The sequence below is a fragment of the Cupriavidus sp. 01L46 genome, assembly GCF_056399905.1.
Genome location: NZ_JBFTSF010000044.1, coordinates 1 through 24,038 on the forward strand (window position 1 = coordinate 1; position 24,038 = coordinate 24,038).

The window sequence follows — 24,038 nt, forward strand, 5'->3', positions numbered from 1 at the left end:
GGATAGAGGCACACCAGCGTAAAGGCCATCGAGCCCAGCACCAGCGGCTTGCGTCGCGGCAGGCGGTCGGCTAGCGTGCCGGCCACCAGCGACATCACCAGGCACACCACACCCGTCACGCAGCCCGACAGCAGCGACAGCGACGGCGGCAGATGCAGTTCGCGGATCATGTAGGTGGGCATGAAGTACACCACCAGATAGGTGGCGACCGTGCCGCCGATGATGGTCAGGATGCCCTTGACCACAGTGCCGCCATGCTCGCGGAACAGCGTGCCGAGCGGGCTGGGCGCGTGCGCCTCGGCCGTGTGCGTCTCGTCCAGGTGAGCGCGGATATACAGCCCCACGGGCGCAATCAGCAGGCCCAGCACGAAGGGCGTGCGCCAGCCCCAGCTCTCCAGCGAAGCCTGTGGCAGCACGCCATAAAGAATGGCGGCCGTGAGCGCGCCCAGCGTCGCCGCGATGCCCTGGCTGCCGAGTTGCCAGCTGACGCGAAAGCCGCGCCCCTTGACGCCGCCGGACTCCATCAGCATGGCGGTGGAAGCGCCAATCTCGCCGCCCAGCGAAAAGCCCTGCAGCAGGCGTCCGGCCACGATCATCACCGGCCCGAACCACCCAGCGAACGCGTAGGTCGGTGCGAACGCCAGGCACATCGTGCCAACCACCATCAGCCCGATGGTCAGCGTCATCGCCGCCTTGCGGCCACGGCGGTCCGCGTAGTTGCCGATCACGAAGCCGCCCAGCGGCCGCATCACGAAGCCGATGCCGAAGGTCGCCACCGCCAGCAGCAGCGAGCCGTATGCGCTATCGGACGGAAAGAACAGCTTGCCGATCAGCAGCGCGAAGAAGCTGTAGACGGTGAAGTCGTACATCTCCAGCGCATTGCCGATCGAGCATGCGGCGATCAGGCGGGACTGGCTCTGGCGCGCCGGGCTTGCGGGCGTGGCCTGGGAAGGGGCCAGCGAGGGCGCCGCAGGCAGGGTGGCATCGTTCATGTCGGATCTCCACGAACTGGTTGAGGGGGCGGGGGCCGTGGAGGCCGGCGGTTGCCGGGCATCCATCGCGGGAATGTGGGGACTCCCTGGCGATGAAGTATTGAGGCAAACACGGCAAGCCAAAAATCATATATTTTCATCCTGATAACCAAATGGCATCGCCGTCATAACCACCGTCGCGCCGCTATCGGTACAAGTACCGAGAAGCCTTGTGCCATGGGCATTCGCGGCGCAGCACCGGGTACGCGCCGTAGTGCCGCCAACGGCGCTCGGCGCACGGCTGCGGGGCGGCGCGCACCGTTGTGGGGCGCCAGGGAAAACACAAAAGGAGGAAGAGCCAAGATGAAGCTGCAGCAACTACGCATCCTGCTGGCAGTGGCCCAGCACGGCAGCATCCACGAAGCCTCGCGCAGTCTCCATGTGTCGCAGCCGGCGCTGTCCAAAGCCATCGCCGAACTGGAACGCGAACTCGGCGTCACCCTGATGTCGCGCTCCGTGCGCGGCGTCAGCCTGACCGCCTACGGCGTGGCGCTGGTCAAGCGCGCCAGCCTGGTGGAGCAGGAACTGCGGCATGCGCTGGAAGACATCGAAGCCATCCGCGGCCACGCCGACGCGCAGCTCAACATCGGCTTCACCGCCGTGGCCTCCAGCGGCCCGCTGCCCGACGCCATGGCCGCGTTCCGCAAGGGCTTTCCCAACGTCGCGCTGCGCGGCTCCGAGCTGCGCCCGCAACAGATCCTCGAAGGCCTGCGCGAAGGCCGGCTCGACCTCGGCCTGATCTCCACCAACAGCGGCCCCGGCACCGGCGCCTTCCAGTGGGAACCGCTGTTTTCCACCGGAATGTCGCTGGCCGTGCGCGCCGGCCATCCCCTGCGGCGGGTACGTCGGCTGCGGCCGCTGCTCGACGCCGACTGGCTCGTCCTCGACCCGCTCGACGACCCCGGCAGCCCGCTCGCCAGCGTGATGCGGCTGCACCGCCTCGACATGCCCAAGCGCGTGGTGCAGAGCGCCTCCAACCTGCTCGGCCTGCAGCTGGCCACGCGCACCGACCTGATCAGCATGTGGTCCGACTTCGTCTTCGACGGCACCGGCCCGCTGCGGCTCGATCCTTCGACATTGGTTCGCCTGCCGATCAGCGACGAACTACCCGAGTTCCGCGTGTTCCTCGTCTACCGCTCGGAAGACCTGATGACCCACGCCTGCGCCGAATTCAGCAAGGAGGTACGGCGCTGCGCGCAAACGATGCCGCGAGGGCGGCCCGCGGTGCGTGCGGGCAGGTGAGCGCAGTGATGCATTGCCCGAGCGCCCGAGCGCTTGATCGGATACGAATGGCCGATGCGGAGCCCAAGTCCGGGCCTCCCGCCTCATGCCTCATGCCTTATGCCTCATACCCCCACCCAAATCGCCCCCATAGCCCCCAGCACATGCCCGCCGCCGTCAAATGCGCCACAATGATGCCCAGGAGACACACAGCATGGACAAGCTAAAACAGATCGAAGCCTTTATCGCCGTCATCGAACACGGCAGCATGGCCGCCGCCGCGCTCACGCAGGGGGTGACGCCGGTGATGATCGGGCGCCGCATCAATGCGCTGGAAGCGCGCATCGGCGTGAAGCTGCTGCACCGCTCAACGCGGCGCATCGTGGTGACGGAGCAGGGCGCGGCGTTCATGGAGCAGTGCAAGAAGGCCCTGGCGGACCTGGACCGGGCCGAGATGCTGATCGCCGAGGGCAAGCACAAGGCGACCGGCCACCTGATCGTGTCGGCCCCGGCGGCGTTCGGGCGCAAGCATGTGGCGCCGCATGCGCCAGCGTTCCTGGCGGCGAACCCCGAGGTGCAGATTTCCTTCAACCTGACCGACCGCGTGGTGGACCTCGTGCGCGAGGGCTATGACGTGGGCATCCGCATCGGCGGGGCCATCGATCCGAACTTTGTCGCGATCAAGCTCGCGACCAACAAGCGCGTGGTGTGCGGCACGCCGGCTTACTTCGCGCGCCACGGCGTGCCGCAGACGCTGGACGACCTGGCGCAGCACAACTGCCTGGCGTTCAACCTGCAGGGCGGCCAGCAGCGCGGCTGGTATTTCCAGCAGGACGGCAAGACGGTGACGGTGCGCGTCAATGGCAACCTGGATTGCAACGACGGCGAGCTGCTGCATCGCTGGACGGGCGAGAGCCTGGGGCTGGGCTGGCGCTCCACCTGGGAAATCCTGCCGCAGCTGGAGAGCGGCGAGCTGATCACGGTGCTGGATGAGTACGCGCTGCCCGATTACGACATCCTTGCGGTGTACCCGCAGCAGCGGCCGGTGCCGGCAAAGATCCGTTTTTTTATCGAGCACCTGAAGGCGGCGTTCGCGGTGCCGGGCTACTGGACCGGGCGGCAAGGACGATGATGGCGGCGTGGCTCGCGGACGCGGTCGTCCTTTTTCACCTCGCCTTTATTGTCTTCGTCATGCTGGGCGGTTTGCTGGTGCTGCGCTGGCCGCGCATGGCCTGGCTGCATCTGCCGGCAGCGGCCTGGGGCGTGGTGGTGGAGTGGAGCGGATGGATCTGCCCGCTCACGCCGCTGGAAAATGCGCTGCGCCAGCGCGCGGGGCAGCAAGCCTATGGCGGGGATTTCGTGCAGCACTACGTGCTGGCGCTGATCTATCCCGAGGGCCTCACGCGCGAGATCCAGATGGTGCTTGGCGCCGTGGTGCTGGCGCTGAACCTGGCGGTCTACGTAGCGCTCTATCGCCGGATGCGGCGCCAGCGAACGCGTCAGCACGCCTGAGCGCGCAAATCGCAAATCGCAGATTGCAGATTGCAGATCGCTGAACACCGCAGCCGGCGCCACGCAGCACTACGACGCCGGCTTGAACACCGCTGCCCGCTTTTCCATATTGGCGATCACCGCTTCGCGCTGGTTGGCGCCGCCGATCAGCCGGTCCTGCTCGACCGATTCGGCCAGCAGGATGGCGGCGCCGTCGCCGTCCTCGCTCACCTGCATCAAGCGCTTGGCGGCGCGAATTGCGTCCGGGCTGCGGTTGGCGATGTCGCGCGCGGTGGCTAGCGCGGCGGCGCGCGGGTCGTCCACCACGGTGGTGGCCAGGCCCAGCGCGCAGGCTTCTTCGCCGGTGACGATGCGGCCGCTGTAGATCAGCTCGCGCAGGCGGTCGGGGCGCACCAGGCCGCGCATCAGCAGCATGCCGGCCATGTCGGGCACCAGCCCCCACTTGATCTCCATCACCGACATGCGCGTGTCCGCGGTGACATAGCGCAGGTCCGCGCCGAGCGCGACCTGCAAGCCGCYGCCGAACGCCACGCCGTGCACCGCGGCGATCACCGGCACCGGCAATTCGCGCCACACCATGCAGGCGAACTGCGGGCGGTTGGAGATGCCATGGCTGCGCGCCGCGAGGCGGTCCGCGGCGATGGCGTCGCCCTGGCCATCGCCCAGCCCGGCCATGCTCTGCATATCGAGCCCGGCGCAAAACGCGCGGCCTGCGCCCGACAGCACAACGGCGCGCAAGTCCGGTTCGCGCGCGAGGCGCTGGCCGGTCTCGATCAGCGCGTCGAACATGGCGGGGTCGAGCGCGTTCATCTTGTCGGGCCGGTTGAGCCTGACCTCGGCCACGCCGTCTTCAATGGTCAGGATGATGCGTTCGCTGCTGGTGCTCATATGGCATTGCTCCTTGCTGGAATTGGGGCCTGCGCCGTGGGTAGGACATAATCCTTGAATTGTTCGCGCAGCTTCACCTTGAGCAGCTTGCCCGTGGCGGTGTGGGGCAGCGAGTCGACAAAGGCGACGTCGTCGGGCACCCACCATCTGGCGACGCGCGCAGCGAGAAACTCGAGCAGTTCGGCGGCGCTCACGTCCTTGCCCGCGCGGCGCACCACCACCAGCAGCGGGCGCTCTTGCCACTTGGGATGTGGCACGCCCACGACGGCGGCTTCGGCCACGGCGGGATGGCCCATGGTGGCATTCTCCAGGTCGATGGAAGAAATCCACTCGCCGCCGGACTTGATCACATCCTTGGCGCGATCCACCAGCTGCACATAGCCGTCGGCATCGATATTGGCGACGTCGCCGGTGTCGAACCAGCCGTCGGCGTCGAGCGCGTCGTGCTCTGCCTTGAAGTACGCCGAGGCGATCCACGGCCCGCGCACCTTGAGCCGGCCAAAGGCCTGGCCGTCGTGCGGCAACGCGTTGCCCTGGTCGTCCTCGATGCGCAGGTCCACGCCCCACAGCGCGCGGCCTTGCTTGAGCTTGACCTTCAATTGCTCCTGCGTGCCCAGCGCTTGATGCTTGGGCAAAAGCGTGCTGATCACGCCGATCGGGCTGGTCTCCGTCATGCCCCAGCCCTGGACGAAGCGCGCGCCGAACTGCTGCTCGAAGCGCTCGATCATCGCCGCCGGCGCGGCGGAGCCGCCCACGCCGGCCAGCTTCAGCCCGAGCGAGCGCGGATCGATCTCGGGATGCGCATCCAGGTATTGGAACAGCATCAGCCACACCGCACAGGCCTTGAGGCTGTGCAGCATGGTGGAGCGATGCGAATACAGCACGCCTTTAGGGTTGCCGGTGGTGCCCGATGTGTAGCAAAGCGACGACGCGGTGCGCTCGTCGAACTGCGGCCAGGCGTAGTCCTCGCTGCCGGCCTCGACCAGGTCTTCATAGCACAGCAGACTGGGCAGCTTGCCGGCGAGGCCGAGCGCATCGGTGCCGGCGCGATCGGTCATTGCCACGTAGTGCCTGACGCTGGACAGGCGCGGCGCGAGCTGCGCCACCAGCGGCGCGAAGCAGGGATCGAAGAAGAGCACGCGGTCTTCCGCATGATTGATGATGTAGTCGATCTGCTCGGGAAACAGGCGCGGATTGACGGTATGCAGCACCACACCCGCGCCCGACACGCCAAAGTACAGCTCCAGGTGCCGGTGTGTGTTCCACGCCAGCGTGCCGACGCGGTCSCCTTGCTTTACGTCAAGTCCGCCGGGTCCGACGAGTGCGCTGGCGACCCGCTTTGCGCGGCGGTGCACCTCCGCGTAGTTGGAGCGCACCGTGCCGCCATCGATCGTGCGCGACACGATCTCCTGCAGCGGGTGGTACTGCGCGGCATACTCGATCAGTGAGGAAATCAGCAACGGACGGTCTTGCATGAGGCCTAGCATGATGCGCGTCTCCTGGTTTCGAATTGGTGGTGCGGTGCGTGGTCAGCGGTGGTTGCCGGTGGTTGCCGGTGGTTGCCGGTGGTTGGCGGCGGATCGATTCTGTGAGGGCCGGCCCTCTCCCCGGGCCCCTCTCGCACAAGCAGGAGAGGGGCGCCAGGCGGTCAGCGGCCCTTGAATGCGGGCTTGCGCTTTTCCAGGAACGCCGCCACGCCTTCCTTGAAGTCCTCGCTCTTCGAGGCGCGCGACTGCAGCGTGGCTTCTCGTTCGAGTTGCGCCGGCAGGTCGCTCTCCAGGCTGGCGTTGAGTGCTTCCTTGATCAGGCCGTAGGCAAAGGTGGGCATCTGCGCCAGGTGGGCGGCCAGCTTGGCCGTCTCGGCCGGCAGGGCGTCGTCCTCATGCACCTGCCACACCAGGCCGATGCGATGCGCTTGCTCCGCATCGATCTTCTCGGCCAGGATCGCCAGTGCGCGCGCCCGCATCTCGCCCGCGTAGCGGGGAAGGAAGTACGTGCTGCCGGCATCCGGCACCAGCCCGATCTTGGAGAACGCCTGCAGGAACGATGCCGAGCGCGCGGCCAGCACCACGTCGCCGGCCAGCGCCAGGCTCATGCCGGCGCCGGCCGCCACGCCGTTGACCGAGGTGATGACAGGCTTGGGCATATTGCGCAGCGCCAGGATGATCGGGTGATAGCGCTCGCGCAGCAGCGTGCCCGAATCCTGCAGCCCGGGCTCACGCCCGGCCAGGTCGGCGCCCGCGCAAAAGCCGCGGCCATTGGCGGTCAGCACCACCGCGCGCACCGCCTCGTCCTGCGCGGCGCGCTCGACGGCGGCGCGCAGCTCGAGCATCAGCGCGCTGTTGAGGGCGTTGAGCACGTCGGGGCGGTTCAGGGTGATGGTGGCCACGCCCTCGGCGGCGTGATAGAGCACGGGTGAAGTCATAGGTGTCTCCTTGTCGTAGGTGTTCTGATGCACAAATGCACAAATGCGCGAATGCTTGAGCGTGTGGAGCGCCGCGCGGCTCAGGCCGCCTTGCCAGGCGCCTTGGGCGGATGCAGTGCGTCGGCCGACGCGTCGCCCAGCTTGCTGCCACCATCGCAGTCGACGATGGTGCCGGTGATATAGCGAGCGTTGTCGGTGGACAGGAACAGCGCGGTATTGGCGATATCGTCCTTGTCGCCGTAGTCGCGCAGCGCCAGACGTGCCTTGAAGCGCGCCTCCATTTCCGGGGTGGGCGCGAGCCGCGCCATGCCCTCGGTGCCGGCGATGGGACCGGGCGAGATAGCGTTGACGCGCACGCCGGCCGGGCCCCATTCCATGGCCAGGCATTTCACCAGCATGTTGATGCCGGCCTTGGCGGCGCATACGTGGGCCTGGAACATCATCGCGTTGACCGCCTGCGGCGCGGTGATGGCGATCAGCGAGGCGCCCGGCGCATTGAGAAAAGCAAAGCAGGCGCGGAAGACATTGAAGGTGCCGATCAGGTCGATGTCCACCACGGTCTTGAAGCCGTTGGCGGACATGCCGAGCGCCGGCGCCACAAAATTGCCGGCCGCGCCCGAGATCACGATATCGATCGGGCCAAGCTCGTCGCGCGTGCGCGCGAGCGCCGCCTCCACCGCGGCGTAGTCGCGCACATCGGCCGCCATGCCGAATGCACTGCCGCCGGCATCGTTGATGCTGGCCGCCGCCGCGGCGATGCGCTCGGGGTCGCGGCTGACCAGTGCCAGCCTGGCGCCCGCCTTGGCAAAGTGCCGGGCGATGCCCAGGTTGATACCGGACGAGGCGCCGGCGATAAACACGACCTTGCCGGCCAGGACGTCATCTTTGAACGCGTTGGACATGGGTTTCCCTCACCAGGATGGGTTGGATGATGAAAGCGGATGGCCCGGCACGGGAGTCGGGCGGGAAGCTCAGCCGCGCCCGCGCGGGCGCACGGATGGCGGGGGCGCCAGGGACGGCAAATCGGGGAGCAGGATGGCGCGGGCTGGCTCTGGCGATGCCTCGGGCATCGCCACCGGACGGCTGGAACGGATCATGTCTGTCTCCTGGCTTTTGTCTTTTGCCATTTATCTTTTAAGCGGCCTCTGACTTGGGCCTCCGACATCCTACTCCGAAGCCGTGATTCGATCACGCGCGGATCTGGCAATGACGGCGCGCGCGGCGCGCAAAAGAAAAAGCCCGCACCCAAGCCGGCGTGCGGGCTGCCGTCCGCGATGGACGGGCCAGTGTGTCATGAAGCGCGCCCCCGCAGCTTCATGACGAGGTCGATGATGATGCAAAGACGCGTGGCGCGCATTGACCTGGGTCAAGCGCGCTGCAGCATGCCGGGCTCAGGCCAGCAGCGCCGTCACCAGGTCCTTGCTGCGGGCGGCGGGCACCTGCTCGAAATGCAGCGCCGCCTCGACGTGGTTCAGGTGCTCCACCATCAGCGTCACCGCGCGCTCGGTGTCGCCCGCGCGGGCGGCCTCGATGAAGTCGCGATGCTCGTCCGAGGAGCAGGCGGCGTCGCGGCGGGATTGGTAGAGCATGGTGATCACCGCGCTGCGCAACGACAACTCCTGCAGCATGCCGGTCAGCACGCCATTGCCCACCACGTCCGCCAGCATGATGTGGAAATCGCTGAGCAGGCGGGTGCGCACATGCGCATCGCTGCCGCCCAGCGCTTTTTTCTCGGCGACGAGGTGCCGGTCGATGCGCTTGTAGTCGGCGGCGGTGGCGCGCGCCACGAATTCACGCGCCAGCGCCGCCTCCAGGATACGGCGCACCGCAAACACTTCGCGCGCCTCCTCGGCGCTGGGCTTGGCCACGAAGGCGCCCTTGTCCGGCACGATCTGGATGAGCTTGTCCTTGGACAGCATCAGCAGCGCGGCGCGCACCTTGGTGCGGCTGACGCGGTAGACGCTGGCCAGGGCCTCTTCGCGCAGCTTGGTGCCAGGCGGCAGGCGGTGCGAGACGATCGCCGCGACGATGTCTTCGGCGATCGCTTCGGCGGTCATGGCAGGGTCGATATGCTCAGGCATGGTTGCGCACTTGCGCAGCGTCTCGGTAGGAGGAATCCCGAGATTCTAGCGCCCCGCGGCCGTGCCGGGCAGCGGGGATGCCCCGGGGGTGGCCAGGGCGGCCTCGTGCGGCGCCGGGGCAAAGCCCGCGTCAAGGTCGCTGGCGTCGACCCTGCCGTTGAGCACGTCGTGGGCGCGCGTGCGGTCGATATCCTTTTCCCAGGCGGCGACCACGACGGTGGCGACGCAGTTGCCGATCAGGTTGCCGACCGCGCGGGCAATGCCGATGAACCAATCCACAGACAGCACCAGCACCAGCCCGATGGCGGGAATGGCCGGATGCGCCGACAGCGTGGCCGCCAGGATCACGATGGCCGAGCCGGGGATGCCGTGCGCGCCCTTGGAGGTGACCAGCGCCACCGCCAGGATGCCGAGCAGGTCGCCCAGCGCCAGCGGMGTATTGGTGGCCTGGGCGATGAACACGGCAGCCAGCGTCAGGTAGATCGAAAAGGCATCCAGGTTGAAAGAGTAGCCCGTGGGGATCACCAGGCCCACCACCGATTTCTTGATGCCGAGGAATTCCAGCTTCTTCATCACCTGCGGCAGCACGCTGTCGGACGATGCGGTGCCCAGCACCACCAGCAGTTCGGCGCGCAGGTAGCGGATCAGCTTGAAGACGGAAAAGCCGCACAGGCGCATCACCGTGCCCAGCACCACCATCACGAACAAGGCCACCGCGCCGTAGAAGACCAGCACCAGGTAGCCCAGCTGCTTGAGCGAGCCGATGCCGTACTTGCCCACGGTGAAGGCCACCGCGCCCAGCACGCCCAGCGGCGCCAGCTTGATGATGAAGCCCATCATCTTGAACAGCGTATGCGAGAAGGTATCGATGATTGTCACCAGCGGCTGGCCGCGCTCACCCACCAGCGACAGCGCGCAACCGAACAGGATCGATACCAGCAGCACCTGCAGCACGTCGCCGCTGGCGAACGCGCCCATCACCGTGCTGGGGATCAGCTTGAGCAGGAAGTCCACCATGCCCGCGCTCTTGACCTTCTCGGCGGTGTCCACGTAGGCGGACATGGCCGAGGCGTCGAGCGAGGCCGGGTTCACGTTCATGCCGGTGCCGGGATGGAAGATGTAGGCCAGCGCGATGCCCAGCGCCAGCGCGATGGTGGTGACCACCTCGAAATAGAGCACGGCCTTGATGCCGACCCGGCCCACTTTCTTGAGCTCGCCGGCACCGCAGATGCCCGCCACCACCACGCAGAACACGATCGGGCCGATCAGCATCTTGATCAGCTTGATAAAGGCATCGCCGAGCGGCTTGAGCTTGGCGGCAAATTCKGGGAAAAACAGCCCGAGCGCAGTCCCGAGCACCAGGGCGACAAGGACCTGGCCAAACAGGGATCGGAAAAAGCGAGAGAAGCGGGAGAAGGCGGCTTGCGGGCGGCCGGAATCCGGCCGTTGCTGGACTGCTGGGTGCATCGTTGTCTCCATGCGGACGCGTCCTGGACTTTGGCTGGCGCATCCTGTCATTGCTGCAGGAATTACCGGTTGCCCGCGTGGCGGGACAGCCGGCCTGACGTGCCGTGCGCGTTGCCGGGTGAGGGCTGCGCCGCATCGTGGACTCGCCCTCTTGTTGGAGCGGAATCCACGCAACTCGCTGTCCGGAACGGATTGTCCGCAGCGCATTGTCGGAACGTGGAAGCCAATATAGTGCATATCATTTTTGTATGCAATTTTTGAATTCACTGTGCTACCATGAATCGCACAAAATAGAGCTCTCGCACGAGAGTCACGGCGCACCGGGATGGTCCGGCAGCGCCGGCCCGGCACCCGAGGCACCGCTGGCGCGGGGCTTGCATGATCCGGCGCCACCCGCATTCGCGCACTACCAGCAGGAGACACGCATGGCAGCAACCCTCACGCCCGCTACCGAAACCGGGGCGCGCATCATGGCCTGGGCCGATACCCTGGCCGTCCACACCGAGCAGCCCGGCATGCTCACCCGCACCTATCTCACCGAGGCTCACCACGGCGCCGCCGCACAGCTCACCGAGTGGATGCAGGCTGCCGGCATGACGGTGCGCCGCGACGCGGCCGGCAACGTGATCGGCCGCTACGAAGGCACCGCGCCCGATGCGCCCGCGCTGCTCACCGGCTCGCATTTCGACACCGTGCGCGATGGCGGCCGCTATGACGGTAACCTCGGCGTGATCCTCCCGGTTGCCTGCGTGGCSSAGTGGMACCGCCAGGGCAAGCGCTTCCCGTTCGCCATCGAGGTGGTCGGYTTTGCCGAGGARGAGGGCGTGCGCTTCAAGGCCACGCTGCTGGGCAGCCGCGCCATCGCCGGCACCTTCGACACCAATGTGCTCGACAACGTGGACGACTCGGGCAAGACCATGCGCGAAGTGATGCGCGCGGCAGGTTTCGATCCCGCCGGCCTGCCCGCCGCCGCGCATGCGCGCGAGCAGGTGCTGGCGTTCGTGGAAGTCCATATCGAGCAAGGTCCGGTGCTGCTCAACGAAGGGCTGCCGCTGGGTGTCGTGACCGCGATCTCCGGCGCCACCMGCTTTATCGTGGAGCTCGAAGGGCTGGCTGGCCACGCCGGCACCGTGCCGATGGACATGCGCCGCGACGCCGCCATGGCCGGCGCCGAGATCGGCCTGTTTATCGAGCGCCGCTGCGGCGGCCTGCCGGGCCTGGTCGGCACGATCGGCCAGTTCAACGTGCCTAACGGCGCCGCCAATGTGGTGCCGGGCCGCGCGGTCTTCTCCATCGACATCCGTGCCGGCGAAGACGCCATCCGCCAGGCTGCCGTGAACGACGTGCTGGCGGAAATCGAGCGCGTGTGCGCCCGGCGCAATGTGCGCGTGCAGCTGCGCAAGACCCACGAGGCTGTCAGCGTGCCGTGCGCGCCCTGGCTGCAACAGCAATGGGCGGATGCCATCGCCCGCCAGGGGCTGCCGGTGCGGCACCTGCCTTCCGGCGCCGGCCACGACGCCATGGCCATCGCGGCCATTGCCGATGTCGCGATGCTGTTTGTGCGCTGCGGCAACGGTGGCATCAGCCATCACCCCACCGAGATCATGACCGCGGAGGACGCCGCCAGCGCGGCTGCCGTGTTCAGCGATTTCGTCGAGCATTTCGACAAGCATTCCGCGCGGCAGCCGTAAAGCGCCCGCATCCGCCATCCTGAGAGACTTTTTCGAGAATCAACATGACCGCAAGAGACAACGTGAACCCGCTGCAGACCACGCTCACCAACTACATCGACACCCAGCGTCCCGCGCAGGAAGCCTTCCTCGCCGAACTGGTCAAGGTGCCGTCGGATAACCCGCCGGGCGATTGCGACGCGCACGGCGCGCGCGCCAAGGTGCTGCTCGAAGGCCTGGGCTTCAAGGTCGAAGCGCACAAGGTGCCGGACGAGCTGGTCAAGGCCGCTGGCATGATCAGCGCCACCAACCTGCTGGTGCGCAAGACCTTCGGCACGGGCGGCCCCACCATCGCCATGAACGCCCACGGCGACGTGGTGCCTCCGGGCCTGGGCTGGACCAAGGACCCGTACGGCGGCGAGATCGCCGACAGCGAGCACGGCCCGGTCATGTACGGCCGCGGCGTGGCGGTGTCCAAGTCGGACTTCGCCACCTACACGTACGCCGTGCTGGCGCTGATGGAAGCCGAAAAGCAAGGCGCCAAGCTCAACGGCACGCTGGAACTGCAATTCACGTACGACGAGGAAACCGGCGGCGACATCGGTCCCAAGTTCCTGCTCGACCAGGGCCTGAGCAAGCCCGACTACGCCATCTCGGCTGGCTTCTCCTACGGCATCACCTCGGCCCACAACGGCTGCCTGCACGTGGAAGTGACGGTCAAGGGCAAGCAAGGCCACGCCGCCATGCCGCACACCGGCGTGGACGCGATCGAAGCCGCCACCCACATCCTGCAAGCCATCTATGGCCTGCGTGCCGAGCTGGCCACGCGCAAGTCGAAGACGCTGGGCATCGATACGGCCACGCTGAACGTCGGCCTGATCAAGGGCGGCATCAACACCAACGTCGTGCCTGACCTGGTGACCTTCCGCGTCGACCGCCGCATGATCCCCGAGGAAATCGGCTTCGACGCCGAAGGCGAGCTGCGCGCCGTGGTCGAGAAGGCCGCCAAGGACCGTCCGGGCATCGAGGTCAAGGTCGAGCGCATCATCCTGGCCGAGCCGCTGTCGGAACTGCCGGGCGTGGAAAAGCTGATCGGCGCCCTGAAGGGCMGTGCCGAGGAAGTGTTCGGCGTGGAGATCCCGGTGCAAGGCGTGCCGCTCTACACCGATGCCCGCCACTACACCAAGTACGGCATCCCCACTGTGCTGTACGGCGCCGGCCCGCGCACGCTGATGGAAGCGCGCGGCCACAACTCGGACGAGAACCTGCGCCTGAACGACCTGAACCGTGCCACCAAGGTGGTGGCGCTGGCGCTGTCGGATCTGATCGGTTGATCCGTCATGGTCCCGGGGCCGATATAAGCCCTGGGACTACAAGAGGGGGCAGGCGCTCGCCGCGCCCTCTCGTCAGCCTTGATCGCAAGATCATGCGCTTGACGAATATATGTATCAAAGCAGATCAACCTAAAATTCTTGAAGAGAATTAATCCAGGTGGATCGGCTGTCTGCCGGCTTGGTGCCGGCCAGGTCTTACGGCCTGGCCGCGCGCTCCAGCGGCGGCGTTTCGTCCCCATCTCCCAGCGACCGCTGCATCAGCACCGTATCGATCCACTGCCCGTGCTTGAACCCGACGGACTGCAGCCGGCCGATGGTGCGAAAGCCCACCCGCTCGTGCAAGGCCAGCGAGCCGGCGCCTTCGCCACTGGCGGTGCAGGCCACCACCGCCACCATCTGCCGCCACGGGCCGCTCTCGCAGCGCGACACCAGTGCGGCAAGCAGCGCCAGGCCAAGGCCCTGGCCCCGATAGCGCTCGTCGATATAGACCGAATCCTCAATGGCAAAACGGTAAGCACTGCGCGTGCGGTAGGCGCTGGCGTAGGCATAGCCCAGCACCTCGCCACCGCGTTCGGCCACCAGGTAGGGCAGGCCCTGGCGTTTCACCTCGGCGTGACGCAGGCGGATGTCGTCCACGCCCGGCTCGACTTCTTCGAACGACGCGCGGCCGTGACGCACGTGGTGCGCGTAGATAGCCTGGATGGCGGGGATGTCGGCAGCGGTGGCGTCGCGGATCGACGGGCTGGCGCAGGCCTGGACGGCGGCGGTGGCATTGGCCACCGCCATCGGCGTGGCGGTGGCGGCGCTGAGTGTGGCGAGAGGGGCTTTCATGATGCTGGCGCGGCGAGCGGTCTGGGCGGGTGAACCGGTTCGAGCGCAGTCGATGCCGGAGGAAAAGCGATACGTGGATGAGAGCCGTGTTGCAGCAAGCTGCCCGGCGGTGGCAAGGGCCAGGGCACGCTGCTACCTTAACTTGCGCCGATGCTATAAAGGAAGCTTCGCTGACTTATGCAGCGCATAAGAAATTCTTTGGCATGCGGCATCTCAATCCCGACTTCCTGCAGGCCTTTTCGCTGGTTTGCGATCTCGGCAGCTTTTCGGCGGCGGCCGAGCGCCTCGGCTTGAGCCAGCCGGCCGTCAGCCTGCAGGTGCGCCAGCTGGAGCAGCGCTATGGCCTGCGCCTGCTCGAACGGGTGGGGCGCCATGTGCTGCCCACCACCGCCGGCGAGGACTTGCTGGCGCACGCGCGCGGCGTGGCCGGCGCGCTGGCCGCCGCGGACGACAGCATGGCGCGCCACGCCGGTGGGGTGGTCGGCCGGGTGCGGCTGGGCACCGGCGCCACCGCCTGCATCTACCTGTTGCCAGCCGTGCTGCGCGACCTGCGCCGCGCCATGCCGGCGCTGGAGATCGTGGTCAGCACGGAGAACACCGGCGAGGCGCTCAAAGGGGTGGAGGACAACGCCCTCGATCTGGCCTTCGTGACGTTGCCRGCCTCTGGCCGGATGTTYGACATCACGCCTGTGCTGGAAGACCCGTTCGTKGCCATTGGCCCCGCCGACGATGCGCCGCTGCCCGCTACCGTGACGCCCGCCGACCTGGCCGGCCGGCCGCTGGTGCTGTTCTCGCCCGGTGGCAATACGCGCCGGCTGGTGGACGAGTGGTTCCTGCGCGCCGGCATCAGCGCACGCCCGGTGATGGAGCTCGACAGCGTCGAGGCGATCAAGGAGCTGGTGGGTGCCGGGCTAGGCTATTCGGTGCTGCCGGGCATGGCGCTGCCGCCGGGCCAGCCGCGCGCGCGGATCGCCGTGCGCCCGCTGGCCCCACCGCTGGCGCGCACGCTGGCGCTGGTGCTGCGCCACGACAAGCCGCTGCGCGCCGGGCTGCGTGCCACCGTGGCGGCCCTGCTGCGGCTGGCGMCGGAAAAGCAAAGCCCGGCCTGAGCCGATATGCCACCTCTCGGGGGGCGTGCGGGCGGGCTACGCCGCTTGTATAGTGCGGGTTTCAGCCCCGGCGCCGGGGCATCGGTCGAACCAGGAGTGCCACCATGATCACCATCTATCACAACCCCCGTTGCTCGAAGTCGCGCGAAACCCTTGCGCTGGTCGAGGCAGCCGCTGGCCGGCTGGGCGAGCCCGTGGAGATCGTGGAATACCTTAAGACGCCGCCCACGTTGTCCACGCTCAAGCAGCTCCACACCATGCTGGGCGTGCCGGTGCGCGAGATGGTGCGCGACAACGAAGCGCCTTACAAGGAGCTGGGCCTGGCCGATCCGGGCCTGACCGATGCCGAGGTGCTGGGCGCGGTGGCCGACCACCCCATCCTGCTGCAACGCCCGCTGGTGGTGCGCAACCGCCGCGCCGCCATCGGCCGCCCGCCCGAGAACGTCGCCCCCTTGCTGGCCTGAGCCGGCGCCGGCAAACCTTGGCCCCGGAATAAAACCGGCCCCCACCTAGGTGAGGGCCGGCCCGGTCAGGGAGGCTGAACTGCTTCAGGCGGATCGTCTAAGGAACACCCAGCCAGTGCATGGCCTCCTGGCCGAAAGCGATTGCCGCCAGGACCACCAGCAGGATCACCAGCGTCACCGCGCTCACGTAGACCGTGGCCTTGGCGACGTCGGCGTCGTCCTCCAGGGAATGCAATCGGGTGGACTCGCGCGAGGATGAGGTCACGTGCGGCCAGTGCAACCGGCCGGCCATCTGGCGCAAGTGCAGGTTGGGATGGAAACGCATGGGCGACACCTCCTGGGCTTGGCTCGCGAGGCCTTGCAAGCGGTATATGGCGTGGCGCCGCGGCAGCCCTGAAACGGGGCGAGTTCGGATGCCATATACGTCTTAACTATAGCTGGCGTGGCCCAGGATGCGAGGCCGGCGCAAGGCGCGGGCAATCCGCAGGCCGGCCTGCTCAGGCCGTGGGAGCCGGTGGCGCGCCGTCGCTCTCGGCCAAGGCTTGCGCGGCGGCCAGCGCGGCCTCCCGCGCGCGCAGCGCGGTGAKCATGTTGCAGAACAGCGCGCCTTGCTCCAGCGCATCGTCCAGCGCCACATGGGTGTGCGGCAGCGGGTCCTTCCACTCGGCCGGCAGCGCCGGCTTGACGGTCTTGCGGTAGGGCAGCCCGGTCAAGGCGAAGCCCAGCGTCTTGATGTCGAGCGCGGCCCAGCCAAACGGCGAGCGGCCGGCAAAACGCATCATGTACCAGAACATCCAGGTGAAGTCGAAGCCAGCCGGAAAGGCCACGAAGACCGGCTTGCCAGGCAGGCTTTCCACCCACTCCACGTAGCGCACCATGGCCCGCTCGGGCGGCTCCAGGTCCCGCCGGCAGGCGGCCCAGGCTTCCGGCTGGGTTTGCCACCACTGCATCTGCGCCGGATGCCCGGCCGCGCCCGGCAGCGTTTCCAGGTTGGCCGAGAAGGTGCTCAGCACGGTCTTGTCCGCCAACATCGCGGCGGAGGCGAACGACAGCATGGAGTGCGGCCCGGGGATGGGGCCGTCGGCCTCCACGTCAGTGCTGACATAGATCTCGGGGCGGGTGTCGGGTGCCTGTTGCTTGGCCATGGCCTGCCTTGGGAATGAGGTTCGAGAAAAGCCGGCGGCGGGCATTGGCCCACTAGCCTGCCAGGCCACTAGGCCACATCGATCAGGTGGTCAGCCACGTACGGGTTGTGCTTGCGCTCCTCGCCAAAGGTGGAGACGGGCCCGTGGCCGGGGACGAAGGTGACGTCTTCGCCCAACGGCCACAGATGGGTGCGGATCGAGCGGATCAGGTCAGCGTGGTTGCCGCGCGGAAAGTCGGTGCGGCCGATCGAGCCGGCGAACAACACATCGCCCACGATAGCAAGCCGGTTGGCGCGCGAGAAAAACACCACGTGGCCGGGCGTGTGGCCCGGGCAGTGGTAGACCTCCAGCGTCTCGCTGCCGAACTGCACGGTGTCGCCCGTGTCGAGCCAGCGCTGCGGCTCGAAGATCTCGGCGTGGCCAAAGCCGAAGCGGCGCGTCTGCTCGGGCAATTGCTCGATCCAGAAGCGCTCGTCCTCGTGCGGCCCCTCGATCGGGATCCCAAGCTCGCGCGCGAGCGACGCGGCGCCCGCGCAATGGTCCACATGGCCGTGGGTGAGGAAGATCTTCTCCAGCGTCACGCCGTGCTCCTTGACCGCGGCATGGATGCGGTCAAGGTCGCCGCCGKGATCGGTCACCGCGGCGCGGCCGGTGGTCTCGTCGATCAGCAGCGCGCAGTTCTGCTGGAAGGGCGTCACGGGAATCAAGAGGACTTGCATGGAGCGGAATTCAGGTGGGGGAACGCGGGATATCGCGAAAGCCGCGGAAGACACGGGCGCCTGATGCGCCACAAGGGGCGCAACCGCCGGGACGGCCCGCGATTGGAATCGTCCTCGCATTGTAGCGTCGGGCACACTGGAACGTGCTGCGCCCGGCAGYACGGCCAAGCCATGAAGCCGTGCGAGCATCACACCGTGAAAGCCTTGCCAGGACTGGCATTGCGCCCGACCGCCGCCGAATCGGGTACGGCTTTTGCCGCGTGTTACAGACAATTCGTAACATAATCAAGACCATAGGTGTAACTGCGTGATGCTAGACTCCCGCGATGTCTTGGTTACCCCCCTATTTCTCCCGCCCCGGGCGGATCGTCCGCCTGTGCCTGCACGCCACGTGCGCGCTGGCGCTGGCCGCCTGTGCGATCCCGCCGGCGGATGAAGCGCAGGAGGGCATGCCCACTGCCGCCACCCCGGGAAGTGCCAAGGCTGCCAAGCCGGGTAAGACGGCAAAGGGTGACAAAAACAGCGGCAAGAAGGGCAAGGCCGATGACGCCACCAGGGGCGAGGCGACCGATCATGCCCAGAAGGACAACGGCAACGGCTGGGGCCTGTTCCGCTGGGGCGGCGGCAACGATGCGCTGGGCGAGGGCGTCGGCCAGGGCTCGCTGGAAGGCTTGCGGCCCGATCTGGGCTCCTTTGAGCAGCGCGGCATGGCGTCCTGGTATGGCAGGGGCTTCCATGGCCGCAAGACCGCCAATGGCGAACGCTTCGACATGCGCGCGATGACYGCCGCGCATCCCTCGCTGCCGCTCGACAGCTGGGTGCTGGTGCGCAACCTGCGCAACGGCAAGGTTGCGGTGGTTCGCATCAACGATCGCGGGCCGTATCACAGCAACCGCGTCCTCGATGTCTCCTATGGCGCCGCCAAGCGTCTCGGCTTTACCGAACACGGCTCGACCCAGGTGGAGATCCGGCGCCTGTCGCGCCCCGAGGTGGCAGCGCTGGGGCCACAGATCGCGCCGGGCGATGACGATGCGGGCGATGGCGGCGACGATGCCTCCACCGGTTCCGAGATGGCCGAGAATCCCGCCAAGCCGGTGCGCACGGCCCGCAAGACGCGCAAGCCGGCGACCACCAAGCGCAAGAGCCGCTGAGCCAGGGCGCGGACCATGCAGCCAAGCCAGGTCCGTGACGCCGCCGGCGCCCGCCTCGCGCTTTCCTCCGGCCTACTCCGTGGCTTCGCCGTCCGCACCGTCCGCACCGTCCGCGCCACCCTCGGCGCGCTGGGCCAGCGCCAGCCGGTACAGCGCATCCGTTGGCGCGCCGGTAATGGCGGCGGCAAGCTTGGCAGCCCGCTTGGCCGGCAACTCGGCCAGCAGCAGGCCCAACACCTGCCGGGCGCGGGCGTCGGGCAGGCCGGCATCCGCCGCCGCGGGTGCTGCCCCTTCCACCACCAGCACGAACTCGCCCTTGGCACGCGACGGATCGGCGGCCAGCCAGGCCGGCGCCTCGCTCACGGGCAGCACCTTGATTTCCTCGAACAGCTTGGTCAGCTCACGGCCGATCAGCAGCCGCCGGCCGGGGGGCAGCGCGGCGGCCAGCGCCGCCAGCGTGTCGGCGATGCGGTGCGGCGCCTCATACACCACCCAGGCATGGTCCAGCGTGGCCAGCTTGGCGATGGCATCGGCGCGCGCACGCGCCTTGGCCGGCAGGAAACCGGCAAAGGTGAAGCGGCCGTCACCGCTGTCGAGCATCGCGCCCGCCACCGACAACGCTGCCACCGTCGCGCTTGGGCCGGGCAGCGGCACCACCGCGTGGCCCGCGGCGCGCGCCGCTTCCACCAGCCGCGCGCCCGGATCCGAGATGCCGGGCGTACCCGCATCAGACACATAGGCGATGCGCTCTCCGGCCGCCAGCCGTGCGTTGATGCGCTCGGCCGCTTCGCGCTCGTTGTGCTCGTGCACCGCCAGCAACGGGCGGTGCAGGCCTACACGCGTGAGCAGTTGCCCGGTGTTGCGGGTGTCCTCGCAGGCCACGGCGTCGACCAGGCCGAGCACGTGCAGCGCCCGCAGCGAGAGATCGGCCAGGTTGCCGATCGGGGTGGCCACCACATACAGGGTGCCGGACGGGTAGGACTGGCCGGCCGCCAGGGAGATCCAGTCAGTCATGCTTGAGAACTTCCGTTGAAACCATCATTCAAATCCACGATGTCGCCGACGCAGGCGCGGGGAGCACGGGCCGAGTCCCGCGCGCTGGACTACCTGGAAAGGCAGGGCCTGGCGCTCGTGGTCCGCAATTATCGCTGCAAAGGCGGCGAGATCGACCTGATCATGCGCGCGGCCGACGGCACGCTGGTGTTTGTCGAGGTGCGCCAGCGCGCCAGCCGCGCCTTTGGCGGTGCGGCGGCCAGCGTCACGCCGGCCAAGCAGCGGCGCATCCTGCTGGCGGCGGCGCATTACCTGGCGGCGCAGGCAGGGCAGGGCTTGGAGCCGCGCTGCCGGCTGGATGTGGTCGCGCTGGAGCCGGGCCGCCTCGAATGGATCCGCGACGCGTTCGATGCCGGCGCGGCGCAATGAAGCGGCAGGCAGCCCAGGCGCCTGCGTCATAATGCGCGGTATCTTGCGGCGCATGCCGTATTTGAAAAGCGTTTGAAAACAAGAAGGCCGATCGAGCCATGCATATCGATAGCATCCAGCAGCATTTCTTCGACAGCGCGGAGACCAAGCGCCAGGCCGCCACGGTGATGGCGCCGCACATCGCCGCGGCGATCGAGCGCCTGGTTGGCGCGCTCACCAGCGGCAACAAGATCCTGGCCTGCGGCAACGGCGGTTCCGCCGCCGATGCCCAGCATTTCGCGGCCGACCTGATCGGCCGCTTCGAGCGCGAGCGCCCGGGCCTGGCGGCGATTGCGCTGACCACCGACAGCTCCATCCTCACCGCCATCGGCAATGACTACGATTTCAGCGTGGTGTTCTCCAAGCAGGTGGAAGCGCTCGGCCAGCCGGGCGACGTGCTGCTCGCCATGTCCGCCTCCGGCAACGCCGCCAACGTGATCGCCGCAGTGCTGGCCGCCAAGCAGCGCGACATGAGCGTGGTGGCGCTGACCGGCCAGGGCGGCGGCGAGCTCGCCGGCCTGCTCGACGAATTCGACGTCCACCTGTGCGTGCCCAGCGAGCGCGCGGCGCGCATCCAGGAAGTGCACCTGTTGACCCTGCATTGCCTGTGCGATGGCATCGACGAAGCGCTGCTGGGCGAGGGGTAAGGCCTGTGCCCACCCGAGCCTGCCGCGCGCGGTGCTGCCGCCTTTTGCTATCTCAGCCCATTTTTGCCTCACCGCTTTCAGCAAGGACCGCATGACGACTCTGCCCAACCCGCGTGAATCCCGCGCCGCCCGGCTGACCGGGCACCTGCCGCGCCTGGCCCGCACCGCCACCATGGTGGCGGCCCTGACGGTCGCGGCCACGCAGCTCGCCGGCTGCTTTCCGGTCATCGCCGCCGGCATGGCCAGCGGCGTGACCATGGCCACCGACCGCCGGCCCACCGCTACCCAGACCATCGACCGCGGCCTGCAGCTCGAAGCCGAGAACACGCTGAACTCGCGCTACAACGGCCAGGCCCGCGTGAGCGTGTCGGTCTTCAACCGCAAGGTGCTGCTGACCGGCGAAGCCAAGGACAACCCGGTCAAGCAGCAGATCGAGCAATACGTAAAGGGCCTGCCCAATGCGCGCGAGGTGGTCGACGAGCTCGAGATCATCTCGTCGCCGTCGTTCGTCACCAGGAGCGAGGACACCTTCATCACCAGCAAGGTCAAGACCATGCTGGTCACCGCCGATGGCGTGCCGTCCAACTCGATCAAGATCGTCACCGAGAAGGGCGTCGTCTACCTGCTCGGCGTGGTCACGCCGCCCGAGGGCGAGCGCGCCACCGATGTGGCGCGCAATGCCAGCGGCGTGGTCAAGGTGGTCAAGGCATTCGACTATGTGACCGAAGCCGAGGCGGCCAGGCTCGACGCTGCCTCCACCGGGCGGACCGTGCCGCCAGACGCGGCGCCCGCTACATCTGGTACGCCCGCACCGGTGCAGTCGGCGCCTGCGCAAGCTGCGCCCAACGGCGCTGGCGGCGCCACGACCAGCCCGGTGGCGTCGCCCGTCGCCTCGCCGGTGGCATTGCCGCCCGGCCGTAACCTGCCCTGACCGGCCACGCGCGAAAGGCGGCCCGCCAGGCTCCCGCCTTTCGCGCAGCGCCCGCGCTCACTCCGACCCCGATTCAGCCAACGCTGCCGGCCGCTGCCCGCGCCTGGCAGCAGCCGGCGCAGTTCGATCTGCGGATTTCGCATCACATGCGCGCGCCGCGCTGTGCTAGGGTTGGCACGCCCTCGCGGCGCGACCCCGGAGCGAACACCATGAACCAGACCCCCACACCGGCTGCCCTGACGGCGCTGATGGCGCTAACGGCGCTGACGCTGCTGGCCTTGCCAGCCTGCGCGCGCGCGCAGGCGCCCGACGCCACCGCGCTACAGGCGCGCAATTGGGCCGCCGCCTGCGCCGGTTGCCACGGCCCGGCCGGCCGCGCGCCTGCGGGCAGCGTGGTGCCGGCACTCGCCGGGCGCGACCAGTCCGAGCTGGTCCGCCAGATGCAGGACTTCAAGCAAGGCAAGCGCGAGGCCACCGTGATGCAGCAGATCGCCAAGGGCTACAGCGACCAGCAGATCGAGGCCATCGCGGGCTGGTTCGCCGCCGTGCGCTAACCCTGCAACCCGGCAAGGAGATTTCCAGATGCAACGACGTGAATTTCTCGGCGCGCTAGCCGGCACGGCCATGTTCGGCACGCTCGGCGCGCAGGCCGCGACTCGCAAGGCAAAGGTGGTGGTGGTAGGCGGCGGCTATGGCGGCGCCACCGCCGCGCGCTACCTGCGCGAATGGAGCGCCCAGGGCATCGAGGTCACGCTGGTCGAGCCCAGCGCCAGCTTTGTGTCCTGCCCGCTATCCAACCTGGTGCTCGCCGGCAGCAAGCGCATCGGCGACATCACCTTGTCCTACGATGCGCTGGCAAAGCGCCACGGCGTCAAGGTCGTGCGCGACCATGTCAGCGCGATCGACGCCGCGCGCCGCGAGGTACGCCTGGCAGGTGGCGGCACGCTGGCCTACGACAAGCTGGTGCTCTCACCCGGCGTGGACGTGCTCAGCGCCGAGATCCCGGGCCTTGCCCAGCCCGGCGGCGACCAGATCCTGCACGCCTGGAAGGCCGGGCCGCAAACGGTGGGCCTGCGCCGCCAGCTCGAGGCCATGCGCGACGGCGGCACCTTCGCCATCAGCATTCCGCTGGCGCCGTATCGCTGCCCGCCCGGCCCCTATGAGCGCGCCTGCCTGGTCGCGGACTACTTCACACGGGCCAAGCCGCGCAGCAAGGTGCTGATCCTTGACGCCAATCCCGACGTCACCTCCAAGGCAGCACTGTTCAAGCAGGTCTGGGCCACGCGCTACAAGGGCATGGTCGAGTACCGGCCGCAGTACAACGCCGTCGATGTGGACCCTGTCACCCGCACGCTCAAGTTCGAGGTGCAGGACGACGAGCGCGCCGACGTGCTCAACCTGCTGCCGCCGCAGCGGGCCGGGGCCATCGCCGTTGCAAGCGGGCTGGCCACCGCCAACGGCCGCTGGTGCGAGGTCGATTTCCTCACCTTCGAATCCAAGGCCGCGCCCAATATCCACGTGCTGGGCGATGCCATCCAGATTGCGCCGCTGATGCCCAAATCGGGCCATATGGCCAACCAGCATGGCAAGGTGGCCGCCGCTGCCATCGTGTCGCTGCTAGCGGGCCACGCGCCCAATCCCGAGCCGCTGTACAACAACACCTGCTACAGCTTCACCTCAGAGCGCGAAGCCATCCATATCGCCAGCGTGCATCGCTACGATGCCGCGCAGAAGACCATGGTCACGGTGCCCGGGTCGGGCGGGCTATCCGCGGCGCCCAACGCGCTGGAAGGCACCTATGCGCAGGCGTGGGCGGATGCCATCTGGGCCGACATGCTGGGCTGAAGGCAGCCCGCGGCAGTCCAAGGCAGTCACGGCGCGCACCGGCAACGGTGCGCTTTGCTTATGCCCTCGAGGTTGCAGCGCAGCCTGAATCTGGAAGCACTGCACA

Annotated in this window: 26 protein-coding genes; 13 read left to right on the top strand and 13 right to left on the bottom strand. The window is 68.0% G+C overall.

Features of this window, described 5'->3' with window-relative positions:
- A partial coding sequence (locus tag AC1DS3_RS10385; protein ID WP_477127120.1) for an MFS transporter occupies window positions 1-992 on the bottom strand: 992 nt, incomplete at its 3' end.
- A 342-nt stretch (window positions 993-1,334) separates the two neighbouring features.
- Here AC1DS3_RS10385 and AC1DS3_RS10390 point away from each other — a divergent pair.
- The 3 genes from AC1DS3_RS10390 (at window position 1,335) to AC1DS3_RS10400 (ending at window position 3,764) form a co-directional block, all read left to right on the top strand.
- Complete coding sequence (locus AC1DS3_RS10390) at window positions 1,335-2,273, top strand: LysR family transcriptional regulator (RefSeq protein ID WP_441637408.1); 939 nt, start codon at window positions 1,335-1,337, stop codon at window positions 2,271-2,273.
- 193 nt (window positions 2,274-2,466) lie between these two features.
- Window positions 2,467-3,384 carry a LysR family transcriptional regulator gene (locus AC1DS3_RS10395; RefSeq protein WP_441637410.1) on the top strand — a complete coding sequence of 306 codons (918 nt, stop codon included), beginning with the start codon at window positions 2,467-2,469 and terminating at the stop codon, window positions 3,382-3,384.
- Window positions 3,381-3,764 (top strand): DUF2784 domain-containing protein, encoded by a 384-nt coding sequence (locus AC1DS3_RS10400; protein WP_441637412.1) that lies wholly within the window; start codon window positions 3,381-3,383, stop codon window positions 3,762-3,764. Before AC1DS3_RS10395 ends, AC1DS3_RS10400 begins: the two co-directional genes overlap by 4 nt.
- Window positions 3,765-3,833: 69 nt before the next feature.
- Here the strand turns inward: AC1DS3_RS10400 and AC1DS3_RS10405 are convergent, their stop codons facing one another.
- The 7 genes from AC1DS3_RS10405 to AC1DS3_RS10435 all read right to left on the bottom strand — a co-directional run bounded on the left by AC1DS3_RS10405 (window position 3,834) and on the right by AC1DS3_RS10435 (window position 10,625).
- Window positions 3,834-4,652: a crotonase/enoyl-CoA hydratase family protein gene (locus AC1DS3_RS10405; protein ID WP_477127121.1), complete on the bottom strand. Its 819-nt coding sequence runs from the start codon at window positions 4,650-4,652 to the stop codon at window positions 3,834-3,836.
- A complete protein-coding gene (locus AC1DS3_RS10410) occupies window positions 4,649-6,139 on the bottom strand; it encodes an AMP-binding protein (protein WP_477127122.1) in 1,491 nt (496 codons plus the stop codon). The genes AC1DS3_RS10405 and AC1DS3_RS10410 overlap by 4 nt, the downstream gene beginning before the upstream one ends.
- A gap of 161 nt (window positions 6,140-6,300) precedes the next feature.
- Complete coding sequence (locus AC1DS3_RS10415) at window positions 6,301-7,077, bottom strand: enoyl-CoA hydratase-related protein (RefSeq protein WP_441637418.1); 777 nt, start codon at window positions 7,075-7,077, stop codon at window positions 6,301-6,303.
- An 80-nt stretch (window positions 7,078-7,157) separates the two neighbouring features.
- Complete coding sequence (locus tag AC1DS3_RS10420; RefSeq protein ID WP_441637420.1) at window positions 7,158-7,979, bottom strand: SDR family oxidoreductase; 822 nt, start codon at window positions 7,977-7,979, stop codon at window positions 7,158-7,160.
- A gap of 69 nt (window positions 7,980-8,048) precedes the next feature.
- Window positions 8,049-8,174, bottom strand: a complete 126-nt coding sequence (locus AC1DS3_RS10425) for a hypothetical protein (protein WP_441637422.1) — start codon at window positions 8,172-8,174, stop codon at window positions 8,049-8,051.
- A 294-nt stretch (window positions 8,175-8,468) separates the two neighbouring features.
- The gene (locus AC1DS3_RS10430) at window positions 8,469-9,158 is read right to left on the bottom strand and encodes a GntR family transcriptional regulator (RefSeq protein WP_043350559.1); all 690 of its coding nucleotides are present in this window, start codon (window positions 9,156-9,158) and stop codon (window positions 8,469-8,471) included.
- A gap of 45 nt (window positions 9,159-9,203) precedes the next feature.
- Window positions 9,204-10,625, bottom strand: coding sequence for a C4-dicarboxylate transporter DctA (locus AC1DS3_RS10435; protein ID WP_441637425.1), 1,422 nt, complete (start codon window positions 10,623-10,625; stop codon window positions 9,204-9,206).
- Window positions 10,626-11,050: 425 nt separating this feature from the next.
- On the opposite strand from AC1DS3_RS10435, the gene AC1DS3_RS10440 reads away from it, so the two are divergent.
- Both AC1DS3_RS10440 and AC1DS3_RS10445 read left to right on the top strand, forming a co-directional pair.
- Window positions 11,051-12,316 (top strand): allantoate amidohydrolase, encoded by a 1,266-nt coding sequence (locus AC1DS3_RS10440; RefSeq protein WP_477127123.1) that lies wholly within the window; start codon window positions 11,051-11,053, stop codon window positions 12,314-12,316.
- Window positions 12,317-12,360: 44 nt separating this feature from the next.
- Complete coding sequence (locus tag AC1DS3_RS10445) at window positions 12,361-13,629, top strand: M20/M25/M40 family metallo-hydrolase (RefSeq protein ID WP_477127124.1); 1,269 nt, start codon at window positions 12,361-12,363, stop codon at window positions 13,627-13,629.
- 195 nt (window positions 13,630-13,824) lie between these two features.
- On the opposite strand, the gene AC1DS3_RS10450 is transcribed toward AC1DS3_RS10445, so the two are convergent.
- Entirely contained in the window at window positions 13,825-14,415 is a 591-nt protein-coding gene (locus AC1DS3_RS10450; protein WP_441637539.1) for a GNAT family N-acetyltransferase, read from the bottom strand.
- A gap of 248 nt (window positions 14,416-14,663) precedes the next feature.
- Here AC1DS3_RS10450 and AC1DS3_RS10455 point away from each other — a divergent pair, with 248 nt between their 5' ends.
- The gene (locus tag AC1DS3_RS10455) at window positions 14,664-15,569 is read left to right on the top strand and encodes a LysR family transcriptional regulator (RefSeq protein ID WP_477127125.1); all 906 of its coding nucleotides are present in this window, start codon (window positions 14,664-14,666) and stop codon (window positions 15,567-15,569) included.
- A gap of 104 nt (window positions 15,570-15,673) precedes the next feature.
- Window positions 15,674-16,033, top strand: coding sequence for an arsenate reductase (glutaredoxin) (gene arsC, locus AC1DS3_RS10460; RefSeq protein ID WP_150993568.1), 360 nt, complete (start codon window positions 15,674-15,676; stop codon window positions 16,031-16,033).
- 97 nt (window positions 16,034-16,130) lie between these two features.
- On the opposite strand, the gene AC1DS3_RS10465 is transcribed toward arsC, so the two are convergent.
- From AC1DS3_RS10465 to AC1DS3_RS10475, 3 genes are all read right to left on the bottom strand, one after another.
- Window positions 16,131-16,358: a hypothetical protein gene (locus tag AC1DS3_RS10465; RefSeq protein ID WP_441637434.1), complete on the bottom strand. Its 228-nt coding sequence runs from the start codon at window positions 16,356-16,358 to the stop codon at window positions 16,131-16,133.
- 172 nt (window positions 16,359-16,530) lie between these two features.
- On the bottom strand, window positions 16,531-17,178 hold the full coding sequence (locus AC1DS3_RS10470) for a 3'-5' exonuclease family protein (RefSeq protein WP_477127126.1): 648 nt from the start codon (window positions 17,176-17,178) through the stop codon (window positions 16,531-16,533).
- Window positions 17,179-17,246: 68 nt separating this feature from the next.
- Window positions 17,247-17,897 (bottom strand): MBL fold metallo-hydrolase, encoded by a 651-nt coding sequence (locus AC1DS3_RS10475; protein ID WP_477127127.1) that lies wholly within the window; start codon window positions 17,895-17,897, stop codon window positions 17,247-17,249.
- A gap of 326 nt (window positions 17,898-18,223) precedes the next feature.
- Here AC1DS3_RS10475 and AC1DS3_RS10480 point away from each other — a divergent pair, with 326 nt between their 5' ends.
- The gene (locus AC1DS3_RS10480) at window positions 18,224-19,048 is read left to right on the top strand and encodes a septal ring lytic transglycosylase RlpA family protein (protein ID WP_441637438.1); all 825 of its coding nucleotides are present in this window, start codon (window positions 18,224-18,226) and stop codon (window positions 19,046-19,048) included.
- 72 nt (window positions 19,049-19,120) lie between these two features.
- Here AC1DS3_RS10480 and rsmI read toward each other — a convergent pair whose 3' ends face one another.
- On the bottom strand, window positions 19,121-20,062 hold the full coding sequence (rsmI, locus tag AC1DS3_RS10485) for a 16S rRNA (cytidine(1402)-2'-O)-methyltransferase (protein WP_477127128.1): 942 nt from the start codon (window positions 20,060-20,062) through the stop codon (window positions 19,121-19,123).
- A 39-nt stretch (window positions 20,063-20,101) separates the two neighbouring features.
- On the opposite strand from rsmI, the gene AC1DS3_RS10490 reads away from it, so the two are divergent.
- The 5 genes from AC1DS3_RS10490 (at window position 20,102) to AC1DS3_RS10510 (ending at window position 23,932) form a co-directional block, all read left to right on the top strand.
- The gene (locus tag AC1DS3_RS10490; RefSeq protein WP_441637541.1) at window positions 20,102-20,470 is read left to right on the top strand and encodes a YraN family protein; all 369 of its coding nucleotides are present in this window, start codon (window positions 20,102-20,104) and stop codon (window positions 20,468-20,470) included.
- A gap of 98 nt (window positions 20,471-20,568) precedes the next feature.
- Complete coding sequence (locus AC1DS3_RS10495; protein WP_043350515.1) at window positions 20,569-21,156, top strand: phosphoheptose isomerase; 588 nt, start codon at window positions 20,569-20,571, stop codon at window positions 21,154-21,156.
- Between the two features lie 91 nt (window positions 21,157-21,247).
- A complete protein-coding gene (locus tag AC1DS3_RS10500) occupies window positions 21,248-22,087 on the top strand; it encodes a BON domain-containing protein (RefSeq protein ID WP_441637442.1) in 840 nt (279 codons plus the stop codon).
- A 209-nt stretch (window positions 22,088-22,296) separates the two neighbouring features.
- On the top strand, window positions 22,297-22,641 hold the full coding sequence (locus tag AC1DS3_RS10505; protein ID WP_441637444.1) for a c-type cytochrome: 345 nt from the start codon (window positions 22,297-22,299) through the stop codon (window positions 22,639-22,641).
- A 28-nt stretch (window positions 22,642-22,669) separates the two neighbouring features.
- Window positions 22,670-23,932 (top strand): FCSD flavin-binding domain-containing protein, encoded by a 1,263-nt coding sequence (locus tag AC1DS3_RS10510; RefSeq protein WP_441637446.1) that lies wholly within the window; start codon window positions 22,670-22,672, stop codon window positions 23,930-23,932.
- The last annotated feature ends 106 nt before the right edge of the window (window positions 23,933-24,038 follow it).

What these genes read in the sequence shown, in the direction of transcription:
- AC1DS3_RS10390 (WP_441637408.1), top strand. Translation starts at nt 1,335, where the DNA reads ATGAAGCTGCAGCAACTACGCATCCTGCTGGCAGTGGCCCAGCACGGC.
- AC1DS3_RS10395 (WP_441637410.1), top strand. Translation starts at nt 2,467, where the DNA reads ATGGACAAGCTAAAACAGATCGAAGCCTTTATCGCCGTCATCGAACAC.
- AC1DS3_RS10400 (WP_441637412.1), top strand. Translation starts at nt 3,381, where the DNA reads ATGATGGCGGCGTGGCTCGCGGACGCGGTCGTCCTTTTTCACCTCGCC.
- AC1DS3_RS10415 (WP_441637418.1), bottom strand. Translation starts at nt 7,077, where the DNA reads ATGACTTCACCCGTGCTCTATCACGCCGCCGAGGGCGTGGCCACCATC.
- AC1DS3_RS10420 (WP_441637420.1), bottom strand. Translation starts at nt 7,979, where the DNA reads ATGTCCAACGCGTTCAAAGATGACGTCCTGGCCGGCAAGGTCGTGTTT.
- AC1DS3_RS10425 (WP_441637422.1), bottom strand. Translation starts at nt 8,174, where the DNA reads ATGATCCGTTCCAGCCGTCCGGTGGCGATGCCCGAGGCATCGCCAGAG.
- AC1DS3_RS10430 (WP_043350559.1), bottom strand. Translation starts at nt 9,158, where the DNA reads ATGCCTGAGCATATCGACCCTGCCATGACCGCCGAAGCGATCGCCGAA.
- AC1DS3_RS10450 (WP_441637539.1), bottom strand. Translation starts at nt 14,415, where the DNA reads ATGGCGGTGGCCAATGCCACCGCCGCCGTCCAGGCCTGCGCCAGCCCG.
- arsC (WP_150993568.1), top strand. Translation starts at nt 15,674, where the DNA reads ATGATCACCATCTATCACAACCCCCGTTGCTCGAAGTCGCGCGAAACC.
- AC1DS3_RS10465 (WP_441637434.1), bottom strand. Translation starts at nt 16,358, where the DNA reads ATGCGTTTCCATCCCAACCTGCACTTGCGCCAGATGGCCGGCCGGTTG.
- rsmI (WP_477127128.1), bottom strand. Translation starts at nt 20,062, where the DNA reads ATGACTGACTGGATCTCCCTGGCGGCCGGCCAGTCCTACCCGTCCGGC.
- AC1DS3_RS10490 (WP_441637541.1), top strand. Translation starts at nt 20,102, where the DNA reads ATGTCGCCGACGCAGGCGCGGGGAGCACGGGCCGAGTCCCGCGCGCTG.
- AC1DS3_RS10495 (WP_043350515.1), top strand. Translation starts at nt 20,569, where the DNA reads ATGCATATCGATAGCATCCAGCAGCATTTCTTCGACAGCGCGGAGACC.
- AC1DS3_RS10500 (WP_441637442.1), top strand. Translation starts at nt 21,248, where the DNA reads ATGACGACTCTGCCCAACCCGCGTGAATCCCGCGCCGCCCGGCTGACC.
- AC1DS3_RS10505 (WP_441637444.1), top strand. Translation starts at nt 22,297, where the DNA reads ATGAACCAGACCCCCACACCGGCTGCCCTGACGGCGCTGATGGCGCTA.
- AC1DS3_RS10510 (WP_441637446.1), top strand. Translation starts at nt 22,670, where the DNA reads ATGCAACGACGTGAATTTCTCGGCGCGCTAGCCGGCACGGCCATGTTC.